Origin of the sequence: Beutenbergia cavernae DSM 12333 (assembly GCF_000023105.1) — a bacterium.
In the GTDB taxonomy this organism is placed as follows: domain Bacteria; phylum Actinomycetota; class Actinomycetes; order Actinomycetales; family Beutenbergiaceae; genus Beutenbergia; species Beutenbergia cavernae.
On sequence record NC_012669.1, the window covers coordinates 2,431,760 to 2,457,312 of the forward strand.

The window sequence follows — 25,553 nt, forward strand, 5'->3', positions numbered from 1 at the left end:
GCAGTACTGTCGTGTGGAACACAGCGAGCGCCCGGTGCGAAGCCCCGGTGCGCCGCCACCAGACGCTTGGATGCGTGCGGCGCAGCGCCCACGCGAGAGTGACGAGAGAGGTCGGACGTGAACGCACCTGCCCCCACGGCACAACAGGTCGGTTGGGACTCGGTGGACGTCGAGGCGGTGAACACGGTCCGCACCCTCGCGGCCGACGCCGTCGAGAAGGTCGGGAACGGCCACCCCGGGACCGCGATCAGCCTGGCCCCGCTCGCGTACCTCCTGTACCAGAACACCATGCAGGTCGACCCGGCCGACCCGCACTGGCTGGGTCGCGACCGGTTCGTCCTCTCCGCCGGGCACTCCAGCCTGACGCAGTACATCCAGCTCTACCTGGGCGGGTTCGGGCTCGAGCTCGAGGACCTCCAGTCGCTGCGGACGTGGGGCTCGAAGACGCCGGGGCACCCGGAGTACCGGCACACCGAGGGCGTGGAGATCACCACCGGACCGCTCGGTCAGGGCCTCGCGAGCGCCGTCGGGATGGCGATGGCCGCCCGCCGCGAGCGCACGCTCTTCGACCCGGACGCGCCGGACGGCACCAGCCCGTTCGACCACACCGTCTGGGTGATCGCGTCCGACGGCGACCTCCAGGAGGGCGTGACGAGCGAGGCCAGCTCGCTCGCCGGCACCCAGGAGCTCGGCAACCTCGTGGTCGTCTGGGACAACAACGAGATCTCGATCGAGGGGCACACGTCCATCGCGTTCACCGAGGACGTCCTCGCACGGTACGAGGCGTACGGGTGGCACACCCAGCGCGTGGACTGGACGAACGGCGGGACGGAGTACCGCGAGGACGTCGACGCGCTCGCCGCGGCGCTCGCCGCCGCGAAGGCCGAGACGTCGCGCCCGTCGATCATCGACCTGCGCACGATCATCGCGTGGCCGGCGCCCACGAAGCAGAACACCGGCGGTGCCCACGGCTCCAAGCTGGGCACCGACGAGGTGCGAGGCCTCAAGGAGGCCCTCGGCGTCGACCCCGACGCCTCGTTCGCCGTCTCCCCCGCCGTGCTCGAGCGCACCCGGTCGCTCGCCGACCGCGTCCGCACGGTGCGGGCCGAGTGGCAGGCCGGGTTCGACAGCTGGCGCGCGGCCCAGCCCGACCGCGCCGCGCTGCTCGACCGGCTCCTCGCGCACGAGCTGCCGGACGGCTGGACCGACGCGCTCCCCACCTGGGGCACCGAGAAGGACGTGGCGACGCGCTCGGCGTCCGGCGAGGTGCTGACGGCGCTCGCCGACGTGCTCCCGGAGCTCTGGGGCGGCAGCGCCGACCTCGCCGGCTCGAACAACACCACGATGAAGGGCGCGCAGTCGTTCATCCCGGCGGAGCACGCCACCAAGGAGTTCCCGGGCGACATCGACGGGCGCACGCTGCATTTCGGCATCCGCGAGCACGCGATGGGGGCGATCCTGTCCGGCATCGCCCTGCACGGACCCACGCGCCCCTACGGCGGCACGTTCCTCACGTTCAGCGACTACATGCGCGGCGCCGTCCGGCTCGCCTCGCTCATGGGCGTCCCGGCGACGTACGTGTGGACGCACGACTCGATCGGGCTCGGCGAGGACGGTCCGACGCACCAGCCGATCGAGCACCTCGCGGCTCTGCGCGCCATCCCCGGCCTCACGATCGTGCGGCCCGCGGACGCCAACGAGACGGCCGTGGCCTGGCGGGAGATCCTGTCCCGCCGTGAGCCGACCGGCCTCGTCCTCACGCGGCAGAACGTGCCGGTCTTCCCGCGCGGTAGGGACGGGTTCGCGGCGGCCGACGGCGTCGCGCGCGGCGCCTACGTGCTGGTGGAGGCATCACGCCCGACGCCGGACGTCGTCCTCGTCGCCACTGGCTCCGAGGTGCAGCTCGCCGTCGCCGCCCGCGAGACGCTCGAGGCCGACGGCGTGGCGACGCGGGTCGTGTCCGCCCCAAGCCTCGAGTGGTTCGCCCAGCAGGACGCCGACTACCGCGAGCAGGTGCTGCCCGCCGCTGTCCGCGCCCGCGTCAGCGTCGAGGCGGGAGTCGCCCTGAGCTGGCACGCGATCGTCGGCGACGCCGGGCGCTCCGTCTCGATCGAGCACTACGGCGCCTCGGCCGACCACGTCACGCTGTTCCGCGAGTTCGGCTTCACCCCGGAGGCTGTCGTCTCCGCGGCGCGCGAGTCCCTCGCCGCCGCGAACGGCGACCCGGCTCCGGCAGGCCGCGTCGCGGCCGGAGCGAGCGCGACGGGCGACCAGGTGGTCTGAGGCCACGCCCCAGGCATGATCCGGGACCTTCCAGACGACGGAGGATCAGATGCAGTCGAACGACCGACTCGAGCGGATCAGCGCCTCGGGCGTCTCGATCTGGCTCGACGACCTCTCCCGGGACCGGCTCGACACCGGTGAGCTCGCGGAGCTCGTGAGCACGAGCCACGTCGTGGGGGTGACGACGAACCCGACGATCTTCGCCGCAGCGCTGCAGGACGGCGACGCGTACGCCGACCAGGTCGGCGACCTCGCCGCCCGCGGGATCGGCGCGGAGGAGGCGGCGATCGCGCTCACGAGCGACGACGTGCGCTCGGCCACGGCCGTGCTCGCCCCCCTCTACACCGCGTCCGGGTTCCAGGACGGGCGCGTGTCGATCGAGGTCGACCCACGTCTGGCCCGCGACACGGAGGAGACGATCGCCCAGGCTCGGCGGCTGTGGGCCCTCGTCGACCGCCCGAACGTGTACGTGAAGATCCCGGCCACCGAGCAGGGCCTCCCCGCGATCACTGCGGCCATCTCCGAGGGGATCAGCGTCAACGTGACGCTGATCTTCTCGCTCGACCGCTACCGCGCCGTCGCGCAGGCCTACCTCGACGGTCTCGAGAAGGCGCAGCTCGCCGGGCTCGACCTGTCTCGGATCGCCTCGGTGGCCTCGGTGTTCCTGTCGAGGATCGACGCCAAGATCGACCCGGTGCTCGACGAGATCGGCGGGGACGAGGCCGCCACGCTCCGCGGCGGTGCCGCGATCGCCGGCGCGCGGCTCGCGTACGAGGCGTTCGAGGAGATCTTCTCGTCGCCGCGCTGGGCCGACCTCTCCTCGGCCGGGGCACGCGTGCAGCGTCCGCTCTGGGCGTCGACGGGGGTCAAGGACCCCTCCTACCCGGACACCCGGTACGTCGACGAGCTGATCGCCCCGCACGTCGTCAACACGATGCCGGAGAAGACGCTGCAGGCGGTGGCGGATCACGCGCGGCTGCCCGACGGCGACGGCCCGGTCGACACCGTGCACGGGACGGCGGTCGCGGCGCGCGAGCACCTCGACGCCGTCGTCCGGCTCGGCGTGCCGTACGAGCGGTTGCTCACCGAGCTCGAGGAGGAAGGCGTCGAGAAGTTCGTCGCCAGCCAGAACGAGCTGCTCGGCACGGTGCAGAGCGAGCTCGACAAGGCCGCCTCTCGCACCAACGGGGCCACGGCGTGAGCCCCGCGAAGGTGTCCGCCGGTCAGAACCCGTTGCACAACCCGCTCGACCGCCGGCTCCCCCGCATCGCCGGCCCGTCGGGGCTCGTCATCTTCGGCGTCACCGGGGACCTGGCCCGCAAGAAGCTGCTCCCCGCCGTCTACGACCTCACGAACCGCGGCCTGCTCCCGCCGGGCTTCGGCCTCACGGGCTTCGCGCGCCGCGACTGGAACGCCGACCACTTCGCCCAGGTCACGAAGGAGGCGGTGCAGGCGCACGCCCGCACGCCGTTCCGGGAACGCGTCTGGAAGCAGCTGGAGGCCGGGATCCGGTTCGTCCCCGGCGAGTTCGACGACGACGCGGCGTTCGAGCGCCTCGCCGACACCGTGGCCGAGCTGGACCGGGAGCGGGGTACCGGCGGCAACCACGCCTTCTACCTGTCGGTGCCCCCGAGCTCGTTCCCGCTCGTGTGCCAGCAGCTCGCGGAGTCCGGCCTGTCCCAGTCGAAGCCGGGGGCGTGGCGGCGGGTCGTCATCGAGAAGCCGTTCGGGCACGACCTGGCCTCCGCGCGCGAGCTCAACGACGTCGTTTCCCAGGTGTTCCCGAGCGACTCGGTGTTCCGCATCGACCACTACCTCGGCAAGGAGACGGTCCAGAACCTCCTCGCCATGCGGTTCGCGAACCAGCTGTTCGAGCCGGTGTGGAATGCGAACTACGTCGACCACGTCCAGATCACGATGGCCGAGGACATCGGCATCGGCTCGCGCGCCGGGTACTACGACGGCATCGGAGCGGCCCGCGACGTCATCCAGAACCACCTCCTCCAGCTGCTCGCCCTCACCGCGATGGAGGAGCCGGTCTCGTTCGACGCCGCCTCGCTGCGGGCCGAGAAGGAGAAGGTCCTCTCCGCCGTCGTCCGCCCCCGCGACCTCGGGCGGCACACCGCCCGCGGGCAGTACGCGGCGGGCTGGCAGGCGGGCGAGAAGGTCCTGGGGTACCACGACGAGGACGGCATCCCGGCGTCCTCCACCACGGAGACCTACGCGGCGATCCGTCTCGACGTCGACACGCGCCGCTGGGCCGGAGTCCCGTTCTACCTCCGCGCCGGCAAGCGGCTCGGGCGCCGGGTGACGGAGATCGCCGTCGTGTTCAAGCGTGCGCCGCACCTCCCGTTCGCCCTGTCCGCGACGCAGGAGCTCGGGCAGAACGCGATAGTGATCCGCGTGCAGCCCGACGAGGGCGTGACGCTCCGGTTCGGCGCCAAGGTGCCGGGCACCGCGATGGAGGTGCGCGACGTCACGATGGACTTCGGGTACGGGCACGCGTTCACGGAGTCCTCCCCCGAGGCGTACGAACGGCTCATCCTCGACGTGCTGCTCGGCGACCCGCCGCTGTTCCCCCACCACCGCGAGGTCGAGCTCTCCTGGGAGATCCTCGACCCGATCATCGACTACTGGGAGCGCCACGGCCGTCCCGACGCGTACCGTCCGGGCACCTGGGGGCCGGAGAGCGCCGACGCCATGCTCGCCCGCGACGGACGGATCTGGAGGCGACCGTGATCATCCGGCTCGAGGAGACGACGACGTCGAAGGTCGCCGCCCGGCTCGTCGCGTTGCGGGAGGAGGGTGGTGCCGTCGCGCTCGGGCGCGTGCTCACGCTCATCGTCGTCGTCAACGGCGGGGACCTCGAGGAAGCCGTCGACGCGGCGAACGACGCCAGCCGCGAGCACCCCTGCCGCGTGATCGTCATCGTGGCGGGCGCGGCCGGCGAGGCGGACGGCCTCGACGCGGAGATCCGCGTCGGCGGCGACGCCGGTGCGAGCGAGGTCATCGTGCTGCGGCCGCACGGCGCCGTCCGCGAGACTCTCGACACGCTCGTCATGCCGCTCCTGCTCCCGGACGCGCCGATCGTCACGTGGTGGACGCACGAGGTGCCCGTCTCCCCCGCCGAGTCCCCGCTCGGCGTGATGGCGCAGCGGCGTATCACCGACGTGCTGCAGTGCCCCGACCCCAGGGCGGAGCTGACGAGGCTGGCGGCGCACCACAGCCCCGGCGACACCGACCTCGCCTGGGCCCGCGCGACGCTCTGGCGGGGTCTCATCTCCGCGGCGCTCGACGAGCCGCCGTTCGAGACCGTGCGCTCCGTGACGATCACGGGGAACAGTGCGCATCCCTCGGTCACGATGCTCGCGGCCTGGCTCGGGCTCGCCCTGCGCACGGCCATCACCGTGGAGCACGAGGCGGACGCGGTCGCGCTCACCGGCGTCCGTCTGACGCGCGCCGGTGGCGACATCGCGATGGTGCGACCCGAGGGCTCGTCCGTCCTGCACATCACCCGCCCCGACGGGATCAAGCAGAAGGTCTCGTTGCCGCTGCGCACGCTGTCGGACTGCCTCGTCGAGGAGCTCCGGCGGCTCGACCCGGACGAGGTGTACGGGACGGTGCTGACGAAGGGACTGGCGCGCCTCGCGAAGGAGGAGAAGCGATGAGCGCACGGGCCGTCGTCGTCCATCCCGACGCCGAGACGCTCGCCGAGGCGGTGGCCGCCCGGCTCGCGCTCGCGATCGCCGACGCCCAGGCGGTGGCGAGCCCGGTGCACGTGGTCCTCACCGGCGGCACCGCGGGCACCGCGTCGCTCGCCGCGCTCGGCCGCAGCCCGCTCCTCGGGCTGGTCGACCGGACGAGCCTGCACGTGTGGTGGGGCGACGAGCGTTTCCTCCCCGCCGGCGACCCGGACCGCAACGAGACGCAGGCGCGTGCCGCCCTGCTCGACGTGCTCGACCTGCCCGCCGGGAACGTGCATGCGGTGCCGGGACCCGACGTCGTCGGCTCGCCGGAGGATGCGGCGGCCGCGTACGCCGCCGAGCTCGCCGCGCACGCTCCCGACGGCGCTACGGTTCCGGGCTTCGCCGTCCTGCTGCTCGGCGTCGGCCCGGACGCGCACGTGGCATCGCTCTTCCCCGGGCAGCCGGCCCTCGACGTGACCGGGGTGGCCGCCGTCGGCGTCCAGGGTGCGCCGAAGCCGCCACCGGAACGGGTCTCCCTCACGTTCGAGGCGATCGCGGCGGCGCACCAGGTGTGGTTCGTCGTCGCCGGGGCGGACAAGGCCGACGCCGTCCGGGCGGGCCTCGGCGGCGTCGACGTCCACGAGGCGCCGGTGAGCGGGGCGCACGGGCACGACGTCACGCTGTGGCTGCTGGACGTGGCCGCGGCCGGATCCGAGGAGGACGACGGATGAGCGACGACTCAGCGCGCCAGGTGTGGGCCGAGGTCGACGACTGGGCGGCGCAGGCGCTGCTGCCCGCGGACCCGGTGCTCGAGGCGACGCTGGAGGCGAGCACGGCGGCCGGCCTGCCGGCGATCGCCGTGTCGCCGCTGCAGGGAGCCTTCCTCCAGGTGCTGGCACGCACGGTCGACGCCCGGCTGGTGGTGGAGGTGGGCACGCTCGGTGGCTACTCGACGACGTGGCTGGCGCGGGGCGTGGCCGGCGACGGCCGGGTCGTGACGATCGAGTACTCGCCGCGGCACGCCGACGTCGCCCGCGTGAACCTGGCTCGGGCCGGCCTGCTCGAGAAGGTGGACGTCCGCCTCGGTGACGCGACGGAGGCGTTGCCCGCCCTCGCCGACGAGCTGGGCGACGAGCGCGCGGACCTCGTGTTCCTCGATGCGGACAAGGCGAACCTGCCGACGTACGTCGAGTGGGCGATCAGGCTGGTGCGCCGCGGAGGGCTCGTGGTCGTCGACAACGTCGTCCGGGGCGGAGGCGTGGTGGACCCCTCCCGCGACGACGCCGACGTGCAGGGCGTGCGGGCGATGCTCGAGGCGCTCCGCGACGAGCCGCGCCTCGATGCGACGGTCCTGCAGACGGTGGGCGCCAAGGGCTACGACGGCGTGCTGGTGGGGATCCGTACGGACGTGCGCGACCCCGACTGACCGTCGCGCCGGGGATCGCGCCTGGAGTGGGGTAGATCGGGGACCCATGCGCTCCCGAGACGACCCCAGTCACGCGGAATCCGCGTCTGAGCACTGTCAAGCCCTGAGCTGGTGCCCACCGACGAAGGCGAGATCACCAACGAGCGGCGACGGAAGGATGATCCGGCCCGGAGTGGCTGGGCGTGGGGCGCGACGAAGGAGCGCCCGGGCAGGCTGGATCATCCTTGCGGCGACGCGATCGCACCCACAGACGCGGACGCACCCGCAGACGCGACCTCAGCCGCCCCGACGAGCGCGAAGCGCGGCGAGCGCCTCTTCGAGGAGCTCGGCACCCTCGGCGTCGCTCCGACGCTCCTTCACGTACGCGAGGTGCGTCTTGTACGGCTCGTTCTTGGGAGCCGCTGGCGGGTTCTCCTGGTCCTGGCCGGCAGGGAGCCCGCAGCGGGGGCAGTCCCACGTCTCGGGGACGACCATCCCCGGCTCCTCGGCGAAGCTGGGACGCGTCTCGTGGCCGGCGGCGCACCAGTAGGACACCCACACCCGCGGCGCGGCCTCCCCACGTTCCGCCTCGCCCATCGGGCCTGCGCCGACGCGCGACCCCCGGATTGCGCTACCACCAGCCACGTGCGTCCCTTCTCAGACCGTGAACTTCTGGATCAGACCCAGCAGCACCACGACGACGCCCCAGATGAGGGCGGTGCCGATGGTGATGCGGTTGAGGTTGCGTTCGGCGACGCCCGACGACGCGACGCTGGTCGACAGTCCGCCCCCGAACATGTCGGAGAGGCCCCCGCCCTTGCCCTTGTGCATGAGGATCGTCAGGATCAGGATCCCGCTCGTGAGCACGAGCAGGACCTGCAGGGAGATGCGTAGAGCGTCCACGTGGTTCCGTTCTTCACGTCGCGGGTCGTACCCACCGTACGCTGCGGCAGCGGCGGGCCCGGTCAAGGATAGGCGATCGGGCCCGCCGCCTGCCACGAACGACCGGCTAGAGGCCGACGGCGTGCTGCTGGTAGCGGACGATGGCCGCGAACTCGTCGGCGTCGAGGCTCGCCCCGCCGACGAGCGCGCCGTCGACGTCGGGCTTGGCCATGATGGCCGCGACGTTCCCGGACTTCACGGAGCCGCCGTAGAGGACGCGGACGGCGCCTGCCACCTCCGGTGAGTACAACTCGCTGAGGCGGACGCGGATCGCCGCGCAGACCTCCTGCGCGTCCTCGGGTGTCGCGACCTCGCCGGTCCCGATGGCCCAGACGGGCTCGTACGCGACGACGATCGTCGCGGCGTCGTCGGCGGAGATCCCGTCGAACGCGCCGTCGACCTGAGCGAGCGTGTACGGCACCTGCTCGCCGGCCTGCCGCACGTCGAGCCCTTCGCCGACGCACACCAGCGGGACGATGCCCTCGCCGAGCGCCGCCTTCGACTTCGCGTTGACGACGGCGTCGTCCTCCGCGTGGAACTGGCGCCGCTCGGAGTGCCCGATGATCGCGTAGGTGACGCCGAGCTTCGCCAGCTGGGAGGCCGACACCTCACCGGTGTACGCGCCGGAGGCGTGCGCCGAGACGTCCTGGGAGGCGTAACGGATGCCCAGCCGGTCGGCGTCGACGAGCGTCTGCACGGACCGCAGGTTCGTGAACGACGGCGCGACGACGACCTCCACGCCGGTGTAGTCGTGCTTGGCGTCCCCGAGCGTCCACGCGAGCTTCTGCACGAGGTGCGTCGCCTGGTGGTGGTCGAGGTTCATCTTCCAGTTGCCCGCCATCAGCGGGGTACGGGTGCTGGCCATGATCAGTCCTCCAGGACGGCGAGGCCGGGGAGCGTCTTGCCCTCGAGGAACTCGAGGCTCGCGCCACCTCCGGTCGAGATGTGGCTGAACCCGGCCTCGTCGAAGCCGAGCGAACGGACGGCCGCCGCGGAGTCTCCGCCGCCGACGATGGTGAAGGCGCCGGCTGCGGTGGCGTCGGTGAGCCCCTGGGCGACGGCGCGCGTGCCGGCGGCGAAGGCGTCGAACTCGAAGACCCCCATGGGGCCGTTCCAGACGACGGTCTTCGCCCCGCGGATGACGGCGGCGAACGCCTCGCCGGACTCGGGTCCGATGTCGAGGCCGATCGAGTCCGCCGGGATCGCGTCAGCGGCGACGACCTGGTGCGGAGCGTCAGCGGCGAACGCCTCGGCCGCGACGATGTCCGTCGGGAGCACGATCGTGACGCCGGACTGCTCGGCCTGGTCGAGGTAGCCCTTGACCGTGTCGATCTGGTCCTCCTCCAGCAGGGACTTGCCCACCTGGTGGCCCTGCGCCGCGAGGAACGTGAAGACCATCCCGCCGCCGATGAGGAGCGTGTCGGCCTTCGTGAGCAGGTTCGCGATGACGCCGAGCTTGTCGGAGACCTTCGAACCGCCGAGGACGACGGCGTACGGCCGCTCGGGATCGTCCGTCGCCTTCCGCAGCGCCGTCACCTCCGCGAGCACGAGGTCGCCCGCCGCGTGCGGGAGCAGGGTGGCGACGTCGTACACGCTGGCCTGCTTGCGGTGCACGACGCCGAAACCGTCGGAGACGAACGCGTCGGCCAACTCGGCGAACGCGCGCGCCAGCTCGAGGCGCTCGGCGTCGTCCTTGCTCGACTCGCGCGGGTCGAACCGCACGTTCTCGAGCAGCGCGACGTCGCCGTCGGAGAGCGCAGCGACCGTCTCGTGCGCGGACGGGCCGACGACGTCGGCCGCGAGCGCGACGGGCGTGCCGAGGAGCGCTCCGAGGCGCTGCGCGACGGGCGCGAGCGAGAACGCCGGGTCCGGCGCGCCCTTCGGCCGCCCGAGGTGCGCCGTCACGACGACCTTGGCCCCGGCGTCGACGAGCCGCTTCAGCGTGGGCAGCGCCGCGCGGATCCGGCCGTCGTCGGTGATGGTGGTGCCGTCGAGCGGCACGTTGAAGTCCGAGCGGACGAGCACGGTCTTCCCGCGCAGCTCGCCCAGGTCGTCGATGGTCCTCATCGTCTCTCCTCAGGTCGGGTCGTGAGGCCGGTCGAGCGCCTCGGTGACGTCAGTGGCCGGACAGACCTCCGCGCCCGTCCTGGCGGAGCGGGCGCGGAGGCATGAGCCGGGATGCGGACTACGTCAGAGCCGCTCGCCCACGTACTTCGTGAGCGCGACGAGGCTGTTGGAGTAGCCCCACTCGTTGTCGTACCAGGCCACGACCTTGACCTGGTTGCCGATCACCTTCGTGAGCTTCGCATCGAAGATGCTCTGGTGCGGGTTGGTGACGATGTCGGACGACACGATCTCGTCGTCGACGTACTCGAGCACGCCCTTGAGGTCGCCGTCGGCAGCGGCCTTGACCGCCGCGTTGACGTCGTCGACGGTCAGGTCCTCGCGACCCACGTTGACCGTGAGGTCGGTGGCGGAGCCGGTGATGACCGGCACGCGCAGGGCGTAGCCGTCGAGCTTGCCCTTGAGCGCCGGCAGCACGAGGCCGATGGCCTTCGCGGCGCCGGTCGACGTCGGCACGATGTTCTGCGCGGCTGCGCGGGCGCGGCGGAGGTCCTTGTGCGGACCGTCCTGCAGGTTCTGGTCGCCGGTGTACGCGTGGATCGTCGTCATGAGGCCGTGCTGGATGCCGAACGCGTCGTTGATCGCCTTCGCGAGCGGCGCGAGGCAGTTCGTGGTGCAGGACGCGTTCGAGATGACGTGCTGCGTGGCCGGGTCGTACTCCGTGTGGTTCACGCCGACGACGAACGTGCCGTCGTCGTTCTTGCCGGGCGCGGAGATGATGACCTTCTTGGCGCCCGCGTCGATGTGCGCCTTGGCCTTGGTGGCATCGGTGAAGAAGCCCGTGGACTCGATGACGACGTCCGCGCCGAGCTCCGCCCACGGCAGGTTCGCCGGGTCGCGCTCCTCGAGCGCGCGGATCTTCGTGCCGCCGACGATGATGTTGCCCTCGTCGTAGGACACCTCGGCCGGGAAGCGGCCGAGCACGGTGTCGTACTTGAGCAGGTGCGCGAGCGTCTTGTTGTCCGTCAGGTCGTTGACGCCCACGACCTCGATGTCCGCCCCCGACGCGACGATCGCTCGGTAGTAGTTCCGTCCGATGCGGCCGAAGCCGTTGATACCGACGCGGATGGTCACCATGTCCTCCTCGTGCGCGGAGCGCGCAGGTCGTTGCGATGGAGCTCGCCCACGTCGACCGGATCAGTACCCCGTCGGGCGCAGGCGGCGGGGCGGACCCTTGGGGCCGCCCTCCATCTTGCGACCCTACACCGGCTCCGGAGGGGTCACCTGGGTAGGAGGTCCCGCCCAGGGGGGCGTCTCAGAGGTCGAGCATCTCCGGTGTGAGGATGCTCTCGGTGTCGGGGATCCCGAGGTCCGACGCCTTCTTGTCGGCCATCGCGAGAAGGCGCCGGATGCGGCCGGCGACGGCGTCCTTCGTCAGCGGCGGGTCGGACAGCTGGCCCAGCTCCTCCAGCGAGGCCTGCTTGTTCTCGAGGCGCAGCCGGCCGGCCTCGACCAGGTGGTCGGGCACGTCCTCGGCGAGGATCTCGAACGCCCGCTCCACGCGTGCGCTCGCCGCGACCGCCGCCCGTGCCGACCGCCGCAGGTTCGCGTCGTCGAAGTTCGCCAGGCGGTTCGCCGTGCCGCGCACCTCCCGACGCATCCGGCGCTCCTCCCAGGCGAGGACGGCGTCGTGCGCGCCCATCCGGGTGAGGATCGCGGAGATCGCGTCGCCGTCCCGGATCACGACCCGGTCCACCCCGCGCACCTCGCGCGCCTTCGACGTGATGCCGAGCCGGCGGGCGGCACCCACGAGCGCCAGCGCCGCCTCCGGCCCGGGGCACGTGACCTCCAGGGCCGAGGACCGGCCGGGCTCCGTGAGGGATCCGTGCGCGAGAAAGGCACCCCGCCAGGCGGCGACCGTGTCGCCGATGCTCGCGGAGACCACCTGGGGCGGGAGCCCGCGCACGGGCCGCCCGCGGCTGTCCAGCAGCCCGGTCTGCCGAGCGAGCGCCTCGCCGTCGCGCACGACGCGGACGACGTACCGGTTGCCCTTCCGCAGCGCGCCACCGGAGACGACGATGATGTCGCTCACGTGGCCGTACACCTCGGCGATCGCGACGCGGAGCCGGCGGGCAGCGATCGCCGCGTCCAGCTCCGCCTCGATCACGATGCGGCCCGAGATGATGTGGAGTCCCCCCGCGAACCTCAGCGTCGCCGACACCTCGGCCTTGCGGCTGGAGATCTTGTCGACCCGGACTCTGGCCAGCTCGTCCTTCACGGCAGCGGTCAGCGACATGGCGGCCATCCTGCCACTCATCGGACCGCTCCCACGTCGCCCCAGGTGCCCGCGAACGCGTCCCGGTACGCGGCGGCGAGGCGCAGCGGGTCGTGCCGCGGCGTCCCGTCGTCGGCCCGGACCTGGCGCAGGACGAGCTCTCCCCCGAGCCTCCGCACGCTGGCCTCCAGCTCCCTGACGTCGTCCACCCACGTCGGATCGGCGACCACGACGTCGAGGCGCAGGTCCGGGTCGTAGCGCGACAGCGCGACCACGTGGTCGGCGGCGGAGAAGCCCTCGGTCTCCCCCGGCTGCGCCTGCAGGTTGAGCGTCAGGGCCACGCGGGCGCCGCCGTCGTGCACCGCGTCCCGCAGCTCGGGCACGAGCAGATGGGGCATGACGGACGTGTACCAGGATCCGGGGCCGAGCACCACCCAGTCGGCCGCGCGGACGGCTGCGACCGCCTCCGGGCACGCCGGTGGCCCCTCCGGGACCAGGCGCACGCGCGCGACCCGCCCGCTCGTCACGGCGACCCGGCTCTGGCCGCGGACGACGACGTCGAGGCCACCGTCGCGCGTGACGTCCGCCTCGATCTGGAGCGGCACCGCCGCCATGGGGAGCACCCTGCCGCGCGCGCCGATCAGCTCGGCGAGCCCGTCCAGGCCGGAGACCGGGTCGCCGGCGACCGCCCACGCCGCGGCGATGACGAGGTTGCCGGCCGCGTGCGCGTCGAGCGGGCCGTCGGTGTCGAAGCGGTGCTGCAGCAGGTCGTGCCACCGCCGGCCCCGGGGCGTGTCGTCGCACAGGGCCGCCAACGCCATCCGCAGGTCACCCGGCGGGAGGATGCCGAGCTCGGAACGCAGCCGACCGGACGAGCCGCCGTCGTCGGCCACCGTCACGACGGCGGTGAGGTCCGGGGTGAGGTGCCGCAACGCCATGAGCGTGGACGAGAGCCCGTGACCGCCGCCGAGGGCGACGATGCGGGGCGGCGCCGACGGCGTCGGGCCGAGCGGGTCGAGATGCACGGTCACTCGCGACCCAGGTCACGGTGCAGGGTGCGGACCGAGTTGCCGTCCTCGCGGAGCCGCTCCGCCATCGCCTCGGCGATCGCGACCGACCTGTGCTTGCCGCCGGTGCAGCCCACCGCGATCGTGACGTACGGCTTCTGCTCGCGGAGGTAGCCGTCGAGCACGGGCTCGACGGCGGACACGTACGCGTCGACGAAGTCCTGCGCACCGGGCAGCGCCAGCACGTAGTCGCGCACGGCGTCGTCACGGCCCGTGAGATGGCGCAGCTCCGTGACCCAGTACGGGTTGGAGAGGAACCGCACGTCCACCACGTGGTCGGCGTCCAGCGGCAGCCCGTACTTGAAGCCGAACGAGACGAGCGTGAGTCGCAGCGGCCGGTCGGCCTCGCCGGCCACCACGTCCCGCACCTGCGCCGCCAGCTCATGGACGGTGAGGTCGGTGGTGTCGAGGACGACGTCGGACCGCTCCCGCAGGTGCGCGAGCACCCGGCGCTCCTCGGCGATCCCGTCGAGGATCCGCCCGTCGCCCTGCAGCGGGTGCGGGCGACGGACCTGCTCGAAGCGCCGCACGAGCACCTCGTCCGAGGCGTCCAGGAACACGATCCGGTACTCGAGGTCCTGCGCCCGGATGTCGTCGATCACCCGGGCCAGATCGGCGAAGAACTCGCCGCCGCGCACGTCGACGACCACGGCGAGCCGCCGCACCCCGGCCCCGCTCGCCGTCATCATCCCCGCCAGCGGCAGCAGCATCGTCGGCGGCAGGTTGTCGACGACGTACCAGTCGAGGTCCTCCAGGACCGCCGCGGCACGGGTGCGCCCGGCGCCCGACATCCCCGTGATGATGAGCAGCTCCGCGCGCTCGTCCTCAGGCCGTGGCGTGTGCGCCTCGAGCATCGGGATCCCCTCGGGGACCGTGGGCGGACCGGACGGTTCGGGGCTCGGCGCGCTCATCCCCCCAGGATGCCAGGCGAGCGGGTGCTCAGCCCTCGGGGACGACGACGGCGTCCCGACCGTCCGGGTCCGCGGCGGCCCCGTCCGCCGTGCCCGGCTCGCCGACGGCGCCCGGCTCCGTCGTCGCGTCGTCGGGTGACGGCGCCAGGGCGGCCAGCACCTGCTCGGCCGTGCGCCTGCCGAAGCCGGGGACCGCCGCGATCTCCTCCGGCGTCGCCGCGCGGATCCTTCGCACCGAGCCGAAGGCCTGGAGCAGCGCGGCCTGCCGCGACGGCCCGAGCCCCGGGACGTCGTCGAGCGTGGACCGCGTCATCGACTTGCCCCGGCGCTTGCGGTGGTGCGTGATCGCGAACCGGTGCGCCTCGTCCCGCACGCGCTGCAGGAGGTACAGGCCCTCGCTGGCGCGCGGGAGCACGAGCGGGTACTCCTCGCCCGGCAGCCACACCTCCTCGAGCCGCTTCGCCAGGCCGACGAGGGCCACATCGCTCACGCCGAGCTCGTCGAGCGCGCGCTGGGCGGCCGCCACCTGCGGTGGCCCGCCGTCGACGACGACGAGGTTCGGCGGGTACGCGAACCTCGCCGGCCGGCCCGTCTCCGGATCCACCGGGCCGGCGATCGCGACGCCGTCGTCGTCCTCCGCCGGCACCTCACCGCTCCCGCCGCCGGCCACGCCGACGTCGCGCTGCGCGAGGTAGCGGCGGAAGCGCCGCGTGATGACCTCGTGCATGGCCTCGGTGTCGTCGCGGGCGCCCTGCCCGTCGGCACCTCGGACCACGAACTGGCGGTACTCGGACTTGCGCGCCAGCCCGTCCTCGAACACCACCATCGACCCGACCTGGTGCGTGCCCTGCAGGGTCGAGATGTCGTAGCACTCGATGCGCAGCGGTGACTCGGCCAGGCCGAGCTCCTCCTGAAGCTCGGACAGCGCACGCGACCGGGACGTCAGGTCACCGGCTCGGCGCGTCTTGTGCAGCGCGAGCGCCTGCTGCGCATTCGTCCGGACAGTCTCGGCGAGGGCGCGCTTCTCGCCGCGCTGCGGGATCCGCAGCGAGACCCGGGAACCGCGCAGCGTGCTGAGCCACTCCGCGAGCTCGACGGCGTCGTCCGGCAGCGCCGGCACGAGCACCTCGCGCGGCACGCCGGTCGCGCCGCCGTCCGGGCCCTTCTCCGTGGCGTACGGCCCGTACACCTGCTGGAGCAGCCGCTCGACGAGCGCTCCGTCGTCGAGGTCCTCCACCCGCTCGGTGACCCAGCCGCGCTGCCCGCGAACCCGCCCGCCGCGCACATGGAACACCTGGACCGACACCTCGAGCTCGTCGGCGGCGAGCGCGAACACGTCGGCGTCGGTGCCGTCCGCGAGGACCACGGCGTTCTTCTCGACCACGCGGCGCAGCGCGTTGATGTCGTCCCGCACGCGCGCGGCGCGCTCGAAGTCCAGCTCGGCGGACGCGGCCGCCATCTCGGACTCGAGCCGGCGCAGGAAGACGCCCGACTCCCCCGCCATGAACGAGCAGAAGTCCTCGGCCAGATCGCGGTGATCCTCGACGCTGATGCGGCCGACGCACGGGGCCGAGCACTTGTCGATGTACCCGAGGAGGCACGGGCGACCGCTCGCCGCCGCTCGCTTGTAGACACCGGACGAGCACGTCCGGACGGGGAACACGCGCAGCAGCAGATCGACGGTCTCCCGGATCGCCCACGCGTGGCCGTAGGGCCCGAAGTACCGCGTGCCCTTCCGCTTGGCGCCGCGCATCACCTGGACGCGTGGGACCTCCTCACCCATGGTGACGGCGAGGTAGGGGTACGACTTGTCGTCCCGGTACTTGACGTTGAACCTCGGGTCGAACTCCTTGATCCACGAGTACTCGAGCTGGAGCGCCTCGACCTCGGTCCCGACCACCGTCCACTCGACGGAGCTCGCCGTCGTGACCATCTGCTGCGTGCGTGGGTGCAGCGCGCTGAGGTCCTGGAAGTAGCTCGAGAGACGGGACCGGAGGCTCTTCGCCTTCCCGACGTAGACGACGCGGCCGTGCGGGTCCCGGAACCGGTACACCCCCGGCGCGTCCGGGATCTCCCCGGGACGCGGTCGGTACGTCGTCGGGTCAGCCATGCCTCCACCTTAGAACGTGTGTCCCACGGTCCGCGTGCACCAGGATGGTGGCTGTGGCCGGACACCAGGGGACGCCGCTGCGCGTCATGACGTTCAACATCAAGTACGACGACGCCGCCAGCCCCGTCGCCGCGTGGGCGCCGCGCCGGGCCGCCGTCGCCGCCACGATCCGGGCGGCTGCTCCCGACGTGGTCGGGCTGCAGGAGGTCCAGTCCCACCAGCTCGCGGACCTGCGCGCGGACCTGCCGGAGTACGAGGCCGTGGGCGTGGGCCGCGACGACGGCGCCGCGGGCGGCGAGCACGTGCCTCTCCTCGTGCGCCGGGCCGCGTGGCGCATCGCGGAGTGGGGCACGTTCTGGCTGTCCGAGACGCCGGCGGTGCCGAGCCGGTTCGCCGGGACGACGTTCCCGCGGACCTGCACGTGGGCGGTGCTGGAGCCTGTCGACGGCGCCGGCCGGGCCGGATCGATCGGCGTGTGGAACGTGCACCTCGACCACGAGAGCACCGACGCCCAGGCATTCGGGCTGCGGGTCGTGCTCGACGCCGTCCGGGAGCGCGGCGACGTCCCCGCCGTCGTCCTCGGCGACCTCAACGCCGGCCCCCGCACCGAGCCCTTGGCCGTGGTCGCCGGCGCGCTCCACGACGCGCGCACCCGGAGCCGCACCGCTCCCACCGGCCCCGGCGGGACGTTCCACGACTGGGTCCCGGACGCCGTCGCGGACACAGCCGGCGACGACGACTCCCGCATCGACCACGTGCTCGTGTCCGACGCCGTCGGCGTCGTCGCGTACGACGTGCCGGTGCCCGGACCGGGTGTCGTGCCGAGCGACCACCTGCCCGTCGTCGTCGACCTCACCGTCTGAGCCGCAACTCGACGGACAGACGCGGCGGCCCGCGCTACCGTGTGCCGATGGGAGGACTCCACTCGTACACGGTGAGCGTCGACTGGACCGGCGCGCGCGAGGGCGGCACGATCGGCTACCGCGCCTACTCCCGCGAGCACGAGGTCCTCATCACCGGGAAGCCGCCCCTGCCCGGGTCGGCCGATCCCGCGTTCCGCGGCGACCCTGAGCGCTACACGCCGGAGGAGCTGCTGGTCGCCGCCCTCGCCCAGTGCCACATGCTGTGGTTCCTGCACCTGGCGTCGACGTCCGGCGTCGTCGTGACCTCCTACTCCGACCGCGCCCTCGGGACGATGCGCGTCGAGACCGGCGGCGCCGGCCAGTTCGTCGAGGTCGTGCTGCACCCTCGGGTCGAGCTCGCGCGCCGCGACGCGTCCGACGGCGCGGAGCCCGTCGACGACGCCGCCCTCGCCGTGCTCCACGAGCGCGCCCACGACCACTGCTTCATCGCCCGCTCGGTCAACTTCCCGGTGCTGCTGGACCCGGCGCCGCTCGGGGCCGGCGCACCCGCCTGAGCTCGCGCACGGGCTCGCCGGTCAGGCGCTGACCGGTTCCCGCTCGGCCGGCACAAGATCCGACAGGAAGGCCCCGGTGTGGCTCTCCGCCGCGCGGGCGATCACCTCGGGCGTCCCCTCCGCCACGACCGTCCCGCCCCCGTTGCCACCCTCCGGGCCGAGGTCGACCACCCAGTCGGCGTTCCGGATCACGTCGAGGTTGTGCTCGATGACGATGACGGTGTTGCCCTTGTCGACCAGGCCCTGCAGCACCTCGAGCAGCTTCCGGATGTCCTCGAAGTGGAGCCCCGTGGTCGGCTCGTCGAGCACGTACACCGTGCGGCCGCTCGACCGCTTCTGCAGCTCGCTGGCGAGCTTCACCCGCTGGGCCTCGCCCCCGGACAGCGTGGGCGCCGGCTGCCCGAGCCGCACGTAACCGAGACCGACGTCGACGAGGGTGCGCAGGTGACGCGAGATCGCCGGAACGGCGGCGAAGAAGTCGGCGGCCTCCGAGATCGGCATCGCCAGCACGTCGGCGACGGTCTTGCCCTTGAAGTGCACCTCGAGCGTCTCGCGGTTGTACCGGGCGCCGTGGCACACCTCGCACGGCACGTACACGTCCGGGAGGAAGTTCATCTCGATCTTCAGCGTCCCGTCGCCCGAGCACGCCTCGCACCGGCCGCCCTTGACGTTGAACGAGAACCGCCCCGGGGTGTACCCGCGGACCTTCGCCTCGGTGGTCTCGGCGAACAGCCGGCGCACGTGGTCCCAGACCCCCGTGTACGTGGCGGGGTTCGACCGCGGCGTCCGCCCGATCGGACCTTGGTCGACGTGCACCGTCTTGTCGAGCCCGTCCATGCCCGTGACCCGGGTGTGCCGGCCGGGCACGTGCCGCGCACCGTTGAGCTCGTTCGCGAGCACGTTGTACAGGATCCCGTTGACGAGCGTCGACTTGCCGGAACCCGACACCCCCGTCACGGCGACGAACAGGCCGAGCGGGAACGACACCGTGACGCCGCGCAGGTTGTTCTCCCGCGCGCCGACCACCGTGAGCTGTCGCTTCGCGTCCCGCGGCCGGCGCACCGGCGGCACCGGGATCTCGCGGCGACCGTCGAGGTACGCACCGGTGAGCGACTCCTCCGCCTCGAGGAGCCCGGCGAAGTCCCCGGAGTGCACGATCCGCCCGCCGTGCTCCCCCGCCCCCGGCCCGATGTCCACGATCCAGTCGGCGGCCCGGATCGTGTCCTCGTCGTGCTCGACGACGATCAGCGTGTTCCCGAGGTCGCGCAGACGCGTGAGCGTGTCGATGAGCCGCCGGTTGTCCCGCTGGTGCAGCCCGATGCTCGGCTCGTCCAGGACGTACAGCACGCCGACGAGGCCCGAGCCGATCTGCGTCGCGAGGCGGATCCGCTGCGCCTCGCCGCCGGACAGCGTGCCCGACGGGCGGGACAGCGTCAGGTAGTCGAGCCCGACGTCGAGCAGGAACCCGAGGCGGGCGTGGATCTCCTTGAGCACCTGCCCGGCGATCGCGCGCTCCCGCACCCCCAGGTCGAGCGTGTCGAGGAAAACCTTCGCCTCGTCGATCGGCAGCGCGCACACCTCGGCGATGGAGCGGCCGCCGATGCGCACCGCGAGGACCTCCGGCTTGAGGCGGGTGCCCTGGCACACCGGGCAGGGCACCTCGCGCATGAAGCCCTCGTACTTCTCCCGGGACCACTCGGACTCCGTCTCCGAGTGCCGGCGCTGGATGAACGTGACGGCGCCCTCGAAGCCCGAGGAGTACTGCCGCTCGCGCCCCCAGCGGTTCTTGTACCGCACGTGGACCTCGTGGTCCTTGCCGTACAGGACCGCCTCCTTCGCGCGCTTCGGGAGGGCGCGCCACGGGACGTCGACGGAGAACCCGAGCTCCTCGCCGAGCGCGGCCAGGAGCCGGCCGTAGTACTCCGACGAGGCCTGCGCCCATGGGGCGATGGCGCCCTGCGCGAGCGTCAGCTCCTCGTCCGGTACGAGCAGCTCCGGGTCGACCTCGAGCCGCGACCCGAGGCCCGTGCACTCGGGGCACGCCCCGTACGGCGCGTTGAACGAGAACGTGCGCGGCTCGATCTCGTCGAGCGCGAGCGGGTGGTCGTTCGGGCACGCCCGCTTCTCGGAGAAGCGCCGTTCCCGATCGGGTGCGTCGGCCGGAAGGTCCACGAGCTCGACGACGAGCAGGCCCTCCGCGAGGCGCAGCGCCGTCTCGACGGAGTCGGTGATCCGCTGCCGCGAGCCCGCCCGGGCCACGAGGCGGTCGACGACCACCTCGATCGAGTGCTTGAGCTTCTTCTCCAGCGTCGGCGGCTCGGCGAGCGGCACGACCTCGCCGTCCACCCGGGCGCGGGCGAAGCCCTGCTGCTGCAGCTCGCGGAACAGGTCGGCGTACTCGCCCTTGCGCCCACGGACCACCGGAGCCAGCACCTGGAACCGGGTGCCCTCGTCCAGCTCGAGGAGCCGGTCGACGATCTGCTGCGGCGTCTGCGCCGTCACGCGCTCGCCGCAGACCGGGCAGAACTGCGTGCCGGCACGAGCGAACAGCAGCCGGAGGTAGTCGTACACCTCGGTGATCGTGCCGACCGTCGAGCGCGGGTTCCGGTTCGTCGACTTCTGGTCGATCGACACCGCCGGGGACAGCCCCTCGATGAAGTCGACGTCCGGCTTGTCCATCTGACCGAGGAACTGACGGGCGTACGAGGACAGCGACTCCACGTAGCGCCGCTGGCCCTCCGCGAAGATCGTGTCGAACGCCAGGGAGGACTTCCCGGAGCCGGACAGGCCCGTGAAGACGATGAGGCGGTCGCGCGGAAGATCGATCGAGACGTTCTGCAGGTTGTGCTCGCGCGCGCCGGAGACGACGAGGTGTTCACTCACCGTGCCATGGTAGGCGCGCCCACCGACATCGCACACCTGTTCGACGGCGTGTCGGCGCGGCGGGTCGCGGGATGCCTCGGCCCAGCGCGCTCCGGCCGCGTATTCACACGGGTTCGAGGCGCTCGTGCGGTTCGGGCGGGAGCTCGACGACGATCGCGTCGCCGCCGGCGATCTCGCCGCCGGTGAGCGCCACCGTCATGATCCCCGCTTTGCGCACCGTCCCGCCGTCGTCGTCCCGGAACACGACGCGCCGCAGCAACCCGGGGGCGAAGTCGTTGATCTGCTGGCACGGGTTGCGCAGGCCGGTCACCTCGAGGACGACGTCGGGCCCGATCCGCAGGATCGTCCCCCGCGGCAGGTCGAGCAGGTCCACGCCCCGCGTCGTGACGTTCTCGCCGAGGTCACCGGGGTCGACGGTGAACCCCGCTGCGGCGAGCTCGTCGAACAGCTCCGCGTGCATGAGGTGCACCTGACGCAGGTTCGGCCGTGTCGGGTCGGCGCGGACCCGCGAGCGGTGCTTGACCGTCACGCCGGCGTGCACGTCGTCCTCGACGCCGATCCCGGCGATCACCCGGATGCGCTCCCGGGCGGGCTTGCTGAACGAGTAGCTCGCGTTGCTGTGCACGGACACGGCCGTGGCCGTGGGCGAGAGGGTCACGCTCGCGACCCTACCCGGACCCTGCGCCGCACCTGCTCGGCGGCGGGCGTGACCAGGCGATCAGTCGCGCGTGGGGCCGCGACCAGGCGATGAGTCGCGTCGGCGAGGCCCCGAACGCGACCGATCGCCTGGTCGGGCATCCCGGCAGGTGTGTACGACGCCCGTCTCGTCTGCCGCGTCGTCCCACGGCGGCGTCGAGTCCTCGCTCCGTTGCCCTCGGTCGCGATCCTCCTGCGCTCGTCCCCCGCTCCGGAGTCCTCGCTCCGTTGCCCTCGGTCGCGATCCTCCTGCGCTCGTCCCTCGCTCCGGAGACCTCGCTCCGTTGCCCTCGGTCCCGATCCCCCTGGGTACGCTTCGGGACATGCCCGTCTACGCCGTCGAGTACACGTACGCCCACACGCCGGACGCCGTCGCCGTCCGCGACGAGGTCCGCCCGGCGCACCGCGACTTCCTGCGCGGCCTGGAGCGCGACGGCCGCCTCCTGGCGTCCGGCCCGTTCACGGGCTCGCCCGGCGCCCTCCTGCTCGTCCGCGGCGACGACGCGGACGAGGCGCTGCGTGCTCTCGACGCCGACCCGTTCGCCGCGGCGGGCATCATCGCGGACCGGGAGGCTCGTGCGTGGGAGCCCGTGATCGGCCCCTGGGCGTCCGCGCTGTGACACCGCTGACGACGCGATGAAGGCACTGCGGGCCTGGGTCGACCCGTTCGTCCTCGCGCTCGTCGCGACCCTCCTGATCGGGCTGTTCGTCCCGACGACGGCGCAGGTGCGGTCCGTCGTCGACGTCACCGGCGACATCGCCGTCACCGTCCTGTTCCTCGTCTACGGCATGCGCCTCGCGACGAGGGAGGTCGTCGCCGGGCTGCGCGACGCCCGGCTCCAGGGGGCGATGCTCGCGGCGACGTTCGTCCTGTTCCCGGCCCTCGGTCTCCTGCTCTCGAGCGTGGCGGAGCCGCTCCTGGGCACCGTCCTCGCGACCGGGATGCTCTTCCTCACGCTGCTGCCCTCCACCGTGCAGTCCTCGGTGGCGTTCGTCTCGGTGGCCCGCGGCGACGTCGCCGGCGCGATCTGCGGGGCCACGCTCTCGAACGTCCTCGGCATGCTCCTCACGCCGGCGCTGGTCCTGCTGATCATGGGCCGGACGTCCGGGGCCGCGGGTCTCGGCGGCCTCCCGACGGTGCTCCTGCACCTGCTGCTCCCGTTCGTCGTGGGGCAGCTGCTCTCCCGGTGGACGGGGCCGTGGATCCGGGCACGGCGGTGGCTGACCGTGGGCGTGGACCGCACCACGATCCTGCTCGTCGTCCTCGGGGCCGTGGCGACGGCGACGGCGAACGGCACGTGGTCCCTCGTCCGCCCGTCGATGCTCGTGTGGCTCATCCTGCTGAGCGGTGTGCTGCTCACCGTCGTCCTGCTCGCCGCGTGGTTCGGCGCGCCGCTGCTACGGCTCGGCGGCGCGCGTCGCTCGGCCCTGCTCATGGTCGGCTCGACGAAGTCCCTGGCGACCGGACTCCCCATGGCGGCGGTCCTGTTCTCACCGGCGCTGGCCGCCCAGGTGGCCGTGCCGGTGATCGTGTTCCACCAGCTGCAGCTCATCACGTGCGCCGTGCTGGCGCGCCGGATCGCGCGCCGGCCGGACGCCGTCGCCTGATCCGGCCGGGCCTCAGGCGGGTTCGATCCGGTTCGAGCGGGCCGTCTTCGCGAGGCTGGCGACAGTCGTGACGCCGAGCGTCCCCACGATGACGACGAGCGACAGCCAGATCGGGATCTCGGGTGCCCACTCGACGGGCGCGCCGTGGTTGACGAACGGCACGGAGTTCGTGTGCAGGGCGTGCAGCACGAGCTTGACCCCGATGAAGCCGAGGATGATCGCGAGCCCGTACGTCAGGTACACGAGTCGCTCCAGCAGGCCGCCGAGCAGGAAGTACAGCTGCCGCAGACCCATGAGGGCGAACAGGTTCGTCGCGAACACGATGAACGGATCCTGGGTCAGCCCGAAGATCGCGGGGATCGAGTCGAACGCGAACAGCAGGTCGGTGGTGCCCAGGGCGAGCAGCACGATGAGCATCGGTGTGAGCATCCAGCGCGCGTCCACACGTGTCGACAGGCGTGTCGAGTCGTAGTGGTCGGAGATGGGGAGCACCTTCCGCAGACCGCGGATGAGCGCGTTCTCCTTGTACTCCTCGTCGTCGTCCTGCCCGCGCGCCATCTTCAGCGCCGTGACGAGGAGGATCACTCCGAACAGGTAGAACACCCAGGTGTACCGCTCGATGACCGCCGCGCCCAGCAGGATGAACACCGCACGCAGGACGAGCGCGATGACGATCCCGATCATCAGCGTCCGCTGCTGCAGTTCTCGGGGCACGGCGAACGCCGCCATGATCACCGTGAACACGAACAGGTTGTCGAGCGACAACGAGTACTCGGTGAGCCAACCGGCGTAGAACTCGCCCGCCGCCGTCCCGCCGGAGACCACCAGGACGGCGACGCCGAAGAGCAGGGCCAGCCCGATGTAGACGCTGACCCAGATCGCGCTCTCCCGGAAGGAAGGGACGTGAGGGCGGCGCCCGATGATGAGCAGGTCGGCGAGCAGGATGCCCGCGAGCAGGGTGAGCGCCGTGATCTCGAACCACGCGGGGATCTCATGCATCGGTCGAGCGGCTCCCTGCGTCGGACCGGCTCTTGATCAGGCTCGCCACCGTCGTGATGGCGAGCGTCACGACGATGAAGACGAGCGAGAGTGCGGTGGGGATCTCCGGGATGACCTCGATGTGCTCGCCACCGTTGATGAACGGGAGCTCGTTCTCGTGCATGGCGTGGATGACCAGCTTGGCGCCGATGAACGCGAGGATCGCGGCGAGCCCGTAGTTGAGGTAGACGAGCCGGTCGAGCAACCCGTCGATGAGGAAGAACAGCTGACGCAGGCCGAGGAGCGAGAACGCGTTGGCCGCGAAGATCAGGTAGACCTCCTGCGTCAGCCCGAAGATGGCGGGGATCGAGTCGACGGCGAAGAGGATGTCGGCGCTGCCGATCGCCACCATGACGACGAGCATCGGTGTGATGTGCCAGCGGTGGTCGTGGCGCACGAAGATCCGGTCGCCGACGTAGTCCTCCGTGGTCGGCAGCAGCCTTCGCACCACGCGGACCAGCGCGTTCTCGCGTTGCTCGTCACCCTCGTGGCCGGTGTGCCGCGCCTGTGCGACGGCCGTCCAGATGAGGAACGCCCCGAACACGTAGAAGATCCACGAGAAGTTGTTGACGAGCTCGGCGCCGAGCAGGATGAAGACCGTCCGCAGCACGAGCGCGATGATGATGCCGACGAACAGCACCTTCTGCTGATACTCCCGCGGGACGGCGAAGCTGCCCATGATGAGGACGAACACGAACAGGTTGTCGACCGAGAGGCTCTTCTCGGTGAGGTAGCCCGCGTAGTACTCCCCGGCGAAGCCCGCCCCCCAGCCGATCCACACCAGCAGGCCGAACGCGAGGGCGATCGCGATGTACGCGACCGACCACCACGCCGACTCGCGCAGCGTCGGGGCGTGCGGCTTGCGCACGTGCCCGATCAGGTCGACGGCCAGCATCGCGACGATGCCGCCGATCGTGATCAGCCAGACCCAGACAGGAACGTCCACCGAGCTACCTCCGGTACCGATGACAGGGGACCGGAGGTCTCCTCCGCCCGCGTCACCGGTCCCGGACCGAATGACGTCGGACCCGATGGCACCGAGCCGTCAACCATGACGGCCGTGATGACGATGCCACGGCGACGGGAGTACTCCCCTCCAACCAGGCGAGCATACGGGACGCGGCGCCCCGGACGGGCCGGACGCGACGTTCGTCACATCCCGAGCCGG

The 25,553-nt window shown here is 72.2% G+C and carries 23 protein-coding genes; 10 read left to right on the forward strand and 13 right to left on the reverse strand.

The window, feature by feature from the left end; genetic code table 11:
- The first annotated feature begins 117 nt into the window (after positions 1–117).
- From tkt to BCAV_RS10910, 6 genes are read left to right on the forward strand one after another with little or no spacing between them, the layout of a single operon-like run.
- Entirely contained in the window at positions 118–2,283 is a 2,166-nt protein-coding gene (tkt, locus tag BCAV_RS10885; protein ID WP_015882653.1) for a transketolase, read from the forward strand.
- A 49-nt stretch (positions 2,284–2,332) separates the two neighbouring features.
- A complete protein-coding gene (gene tal / locus BCAV_RS10890) occupies positions 2,333–3,484 on the forward strand; it encodes a transaldolase (protein WP_015882654.1) in 1,152 nt (383 codons plus the stop codon).
- On the forward strand, positions 3,481–5,022 hold the full coding sequence (zwf, locus tag BCAV_RS10895) for a glucose-6-phosphate dehydrogenase (protein WP_043347014.1): 1,542 nt from the start codon (positions 3,481–3,483) through the stop codon (positions 5,020–5,022). The genes tal and zwf overlap by 4 nt, the downstream gene beginning before the upstream one ends.
- Entirely contained in the window at positions 5,019–5,951 is a 933-nt protein-coding gene (locus BCAV_RS10900) for a glucose-6-phosphate dehydrogenase assembly protein OpcA (RefSeq protein WP_015882656.1), read from the forward strand. The genes zwf and BCAV_RS10900 overlap by 4 nt, the downstream gene beginning before the upstream one ends.
- A complete protein-coding gene (gene pgl / locus BCAV_RS10905; protein ID WP_015882657.1) occupies positions 5,948–6,700 on the forward strand; it encodes a 6-phosphogluconolactonase in 753 nt (250 codons plus the stop codon). Before BCAV_RS10900 ends, pgl begins: the two co-directional genes overlap by 4 nt.
- Positions 6,697–7,395 carry an O-methyltransferase gene (locus BCAV_RS10910; RefSeq protein WP_015882658.1) on the forward strand — a complete coding sequence of 233 codons (699 nt, stop codon included), beginning with the start codon at positions 6,697–6,699 and terminating at the stop codon, positions 7,393–7,395. Before pgl ends, BCAV_RS10910 begins: the two co-directional genes overlap by 4 nt.
- A gap of 276 nt (positions 7,396–7,671) precedes the next feature.
- Here the strand turns inward: BCAV_RS10910 and BCAV_RS10915 are convergent, their stop codons facing one another.
- The 9 genes from BCAV_RS10915 to uvrC all read right to left on the reverse strand — a co-directional run bounded on the left by BCAV_RS10915 (position 7,672) and on the right by uvrC (position 16,743).
- On the reverse strand, positions 7,672–8,019 hold the full coding sequence (locus tag BCAV_RS10915; protein ID WP_043347017.1) for an RNA polymerase-binding protein RbpA: 348 nt from the start codon (positions 8,017–8,019) through the stop codon (positions 7,672–7,674).
- A gap of 12 nt (positions 8,020–8,031) precedes the next feature.
- Positions 8,032–8,277 carry a preprotein translocase subunit SecG gene (gene secG, locus BCAV_RS10920; protein ID WP_015882660.1) on the reverse strand — a complete coding sequence of 82 codons (246 nt, stop codon included), beginning with the start codon at positions 8,275–8,277 and terminating at the stop codon, positions 8,032–8,034.
- A gap of 106 nt (positions 8,278–8,383) precedes the next feature.
- On the reverse strand, positions 8,384–9,181 hold the full coding sequence (gene tpiA / locus BCAV_RS10925; protein WP_015882661.1) for a triose-phosphate isomerase: 798 nt from the start codon (positions 9,179–9,181) through the stop codon (positions 8,384–8,386).
- 2 nt (positions 9,182–9,183) lie between these two features.
- Complete coding sequence (locus tag BCAV_RS10930; protein ID WP_015882662.1) at positions 9,184–10,383, reverse strand: phosphoglycerate kinase; 1,200 nt, start codon at positions 10,381–10,383, stop codon at positions 9,184–9,186.
- Between the two features lie 123 nt (positions 10,384–10,506).
- Positions 10,507–11,514: a type I glyceraldehyde-3-phosphate dehydrogenase gene (gene gap, locus BCAV_RS10935; RefSeq protein ID WP_015882663.1), complete on the reverse strand. Its 1,008-nt coding sequence runs from the start codon at positions 11,512–11,514 to the stop codon at positions 10,507–10,509.
- A 181-nt stretch (positions 11,515–11,695) separates the two neighbouring features.
- Positions 11,696–12,676 carry a DNA-binding protein WhiA gene (gene whiA, locus BCAV_RS10940; RefSeq protein ID WP_015882664.1) on the reverse strand — a complete coding sequence of 327 codons (981 nt, stop codon included), beginning with the start codon at positions 12,674–12,676 and terminating at the stop codon, positions 11,696–11,698.
- A 17-nt stretch (positions 12,677–12,693) separates the two neighbouring features.
- Positions 12,694–13,680: a gluconeogenesis factor YvcK family protein gene (locus tag BCAV_RS10945; protein WP_015882665.1), complete on the reverse strand. Its 987-nt coding sequence runs from the start codon at positions 13,678–13,680 to the stop codon at positions 12,694–12,696.
- A gap of 2 nt (positions 13,681–13,682) precedes the next feature.
- A complete protein-coding gene (gene rapZ, locus BCAV_RS10950) occupies positions 13,683–14,633 on the reverse strand; it encodes an RNase adapter RapZ (protein ID WP_043347021.1) in 951 nt (316 codons plus the stop codon).
- Positions 14,634–14,661: 28 nt separating this feature from the next.
- Positions 14,662–16,743, reverse strand: coding sequence for an excinuclease ABC subunit UvrC (gene uvrC / locus BCAV_RS10955; protein WP_015882667.1), 2,082 nt, complete (start codon positions 16,741–16,743; stop codon positions 14,662–14,664).
- A 53-nt stretch (positions 16,744–16,796) separates the two neighbouring features.
- On the opposite strand from uvrC, the gene BCAV_RS10960 reads away from it, so the two are divergent.
- Together BCAV_RS10960 and BCAV_RS10965 are read left to right on the forward strand one after the other, a co-directional pair.
- On the forward strand, positions 16,797–17,606 hold the full coding sequence (locus tag BCAV_RS10960) for an endonuclease/exonuclease/phosphatase family protein (RefSeq protein WP_015882668.1): 810 nt from the start codon (positions 16,797–16,799) through the stop codon (positions 17,604–17,606).
- A 47-nt stretch (positions 17,607–17,653) separates the two neighbouring features.
- Positions 17,654–18,160, forward strand: coding sequence for an OsmC family protein (locus BCAV_RS10965; protein WP_015882669.1), 507 nt, complete (start codon positions 17,654–17,656; stop codon positions 18,158–18,160).
- 21 nt (positions 18,161–18,181) lie between these two features.
- Here the strand turns inward: BCAV_RS10965 and uvrA are convergent, their stop codons facing one another.
- Complete coding sequence (gene uvrA / locus BCAV_RS10970; RefSeq protein WP_043347024.1) at positions 18,182–21,043, reverse strand: excinuclease ABC subunit UvrA; 2,862 nt, start codon at positions 21,041–21,043, stop codon at positions 18,182–18,184.
- A gap of 103 nt (positions 21,044–21,146) precedes the next feature.
- Entirely contained in the window at positions 21,147–21,701 is a 555-nt protein-coding gene (locus BCAV_RS10975; RefSeq protein WP_015882671.1) for an MOSC domain-containing protein, read from the reverse strand.
- Positions 21,702–22,062: 361 nt separating this feature from the next.
- On the opposite strand from BCAV_RS10975, the gene BCAV_RS10980 reads away from it, so the two are divergent.
- Positions 22,063–22,359 (forward strand): YciI family protein, encoded by a 297-nt coding sequence (locus tag BCAV_RS10980; protein WP_015882672.1) that lies wholly within the window; start codon positions 22,063–22,065, stop codon positions 22,357–22,359.
- Between the two features lie 16 nt (positions 22,360–22,375).
- Positions 22,376–23,347 carry a bile acid:sodium symporter family protein gene (locus tag BCAV_RS10985; RefSeq protein WP_015882673.1) on the forward strand — a complete coding sequence of 324 codons (972 nt, stop codon included), beginning with the start codon at positions 22,376–22,378 and terminating at the stop codon, positions 23,345–23,347.
- A gap of 12 nt (positions 23,348–23,359) precedes the next feature.
- Here BCAV_RS10985 and BCAV_RS10990 read toward each other — a convergent pair whose 3' ends face one another.
- Together BCAV_RS10990 and BCAV_RS10995 are read right to left on the reverse strand one after the other, a co-directional pair.
- Positions 23,360–24,346 carry a TerC family protein gene (locus tag BCAV_RS10990; protein WP_015882674.1) on the reverse strand — a complete coding sequence of 329 codons (987 nt, stop codon included), beginning with the start codon at positions 24,344–24,346 and terminating at the stop codon, positions 23,360–23,362.
- On the reverse strand, positions 24,339–25,331 hold the full coding sequence (locus tag BCAV_RS10995; protein WP_015882675.1) for a TerC family protein: 993 nt from the start codon (positions 25,329–25,331) through the stop codon (positions 24,339–24,341). Before BCAV_RS10995 ends, BCAV_RS10990 begins: the two co-directional genes overlap by 8 nt.
- Positions 25,332–25,553: the final 222 nt, after the last annotated feature.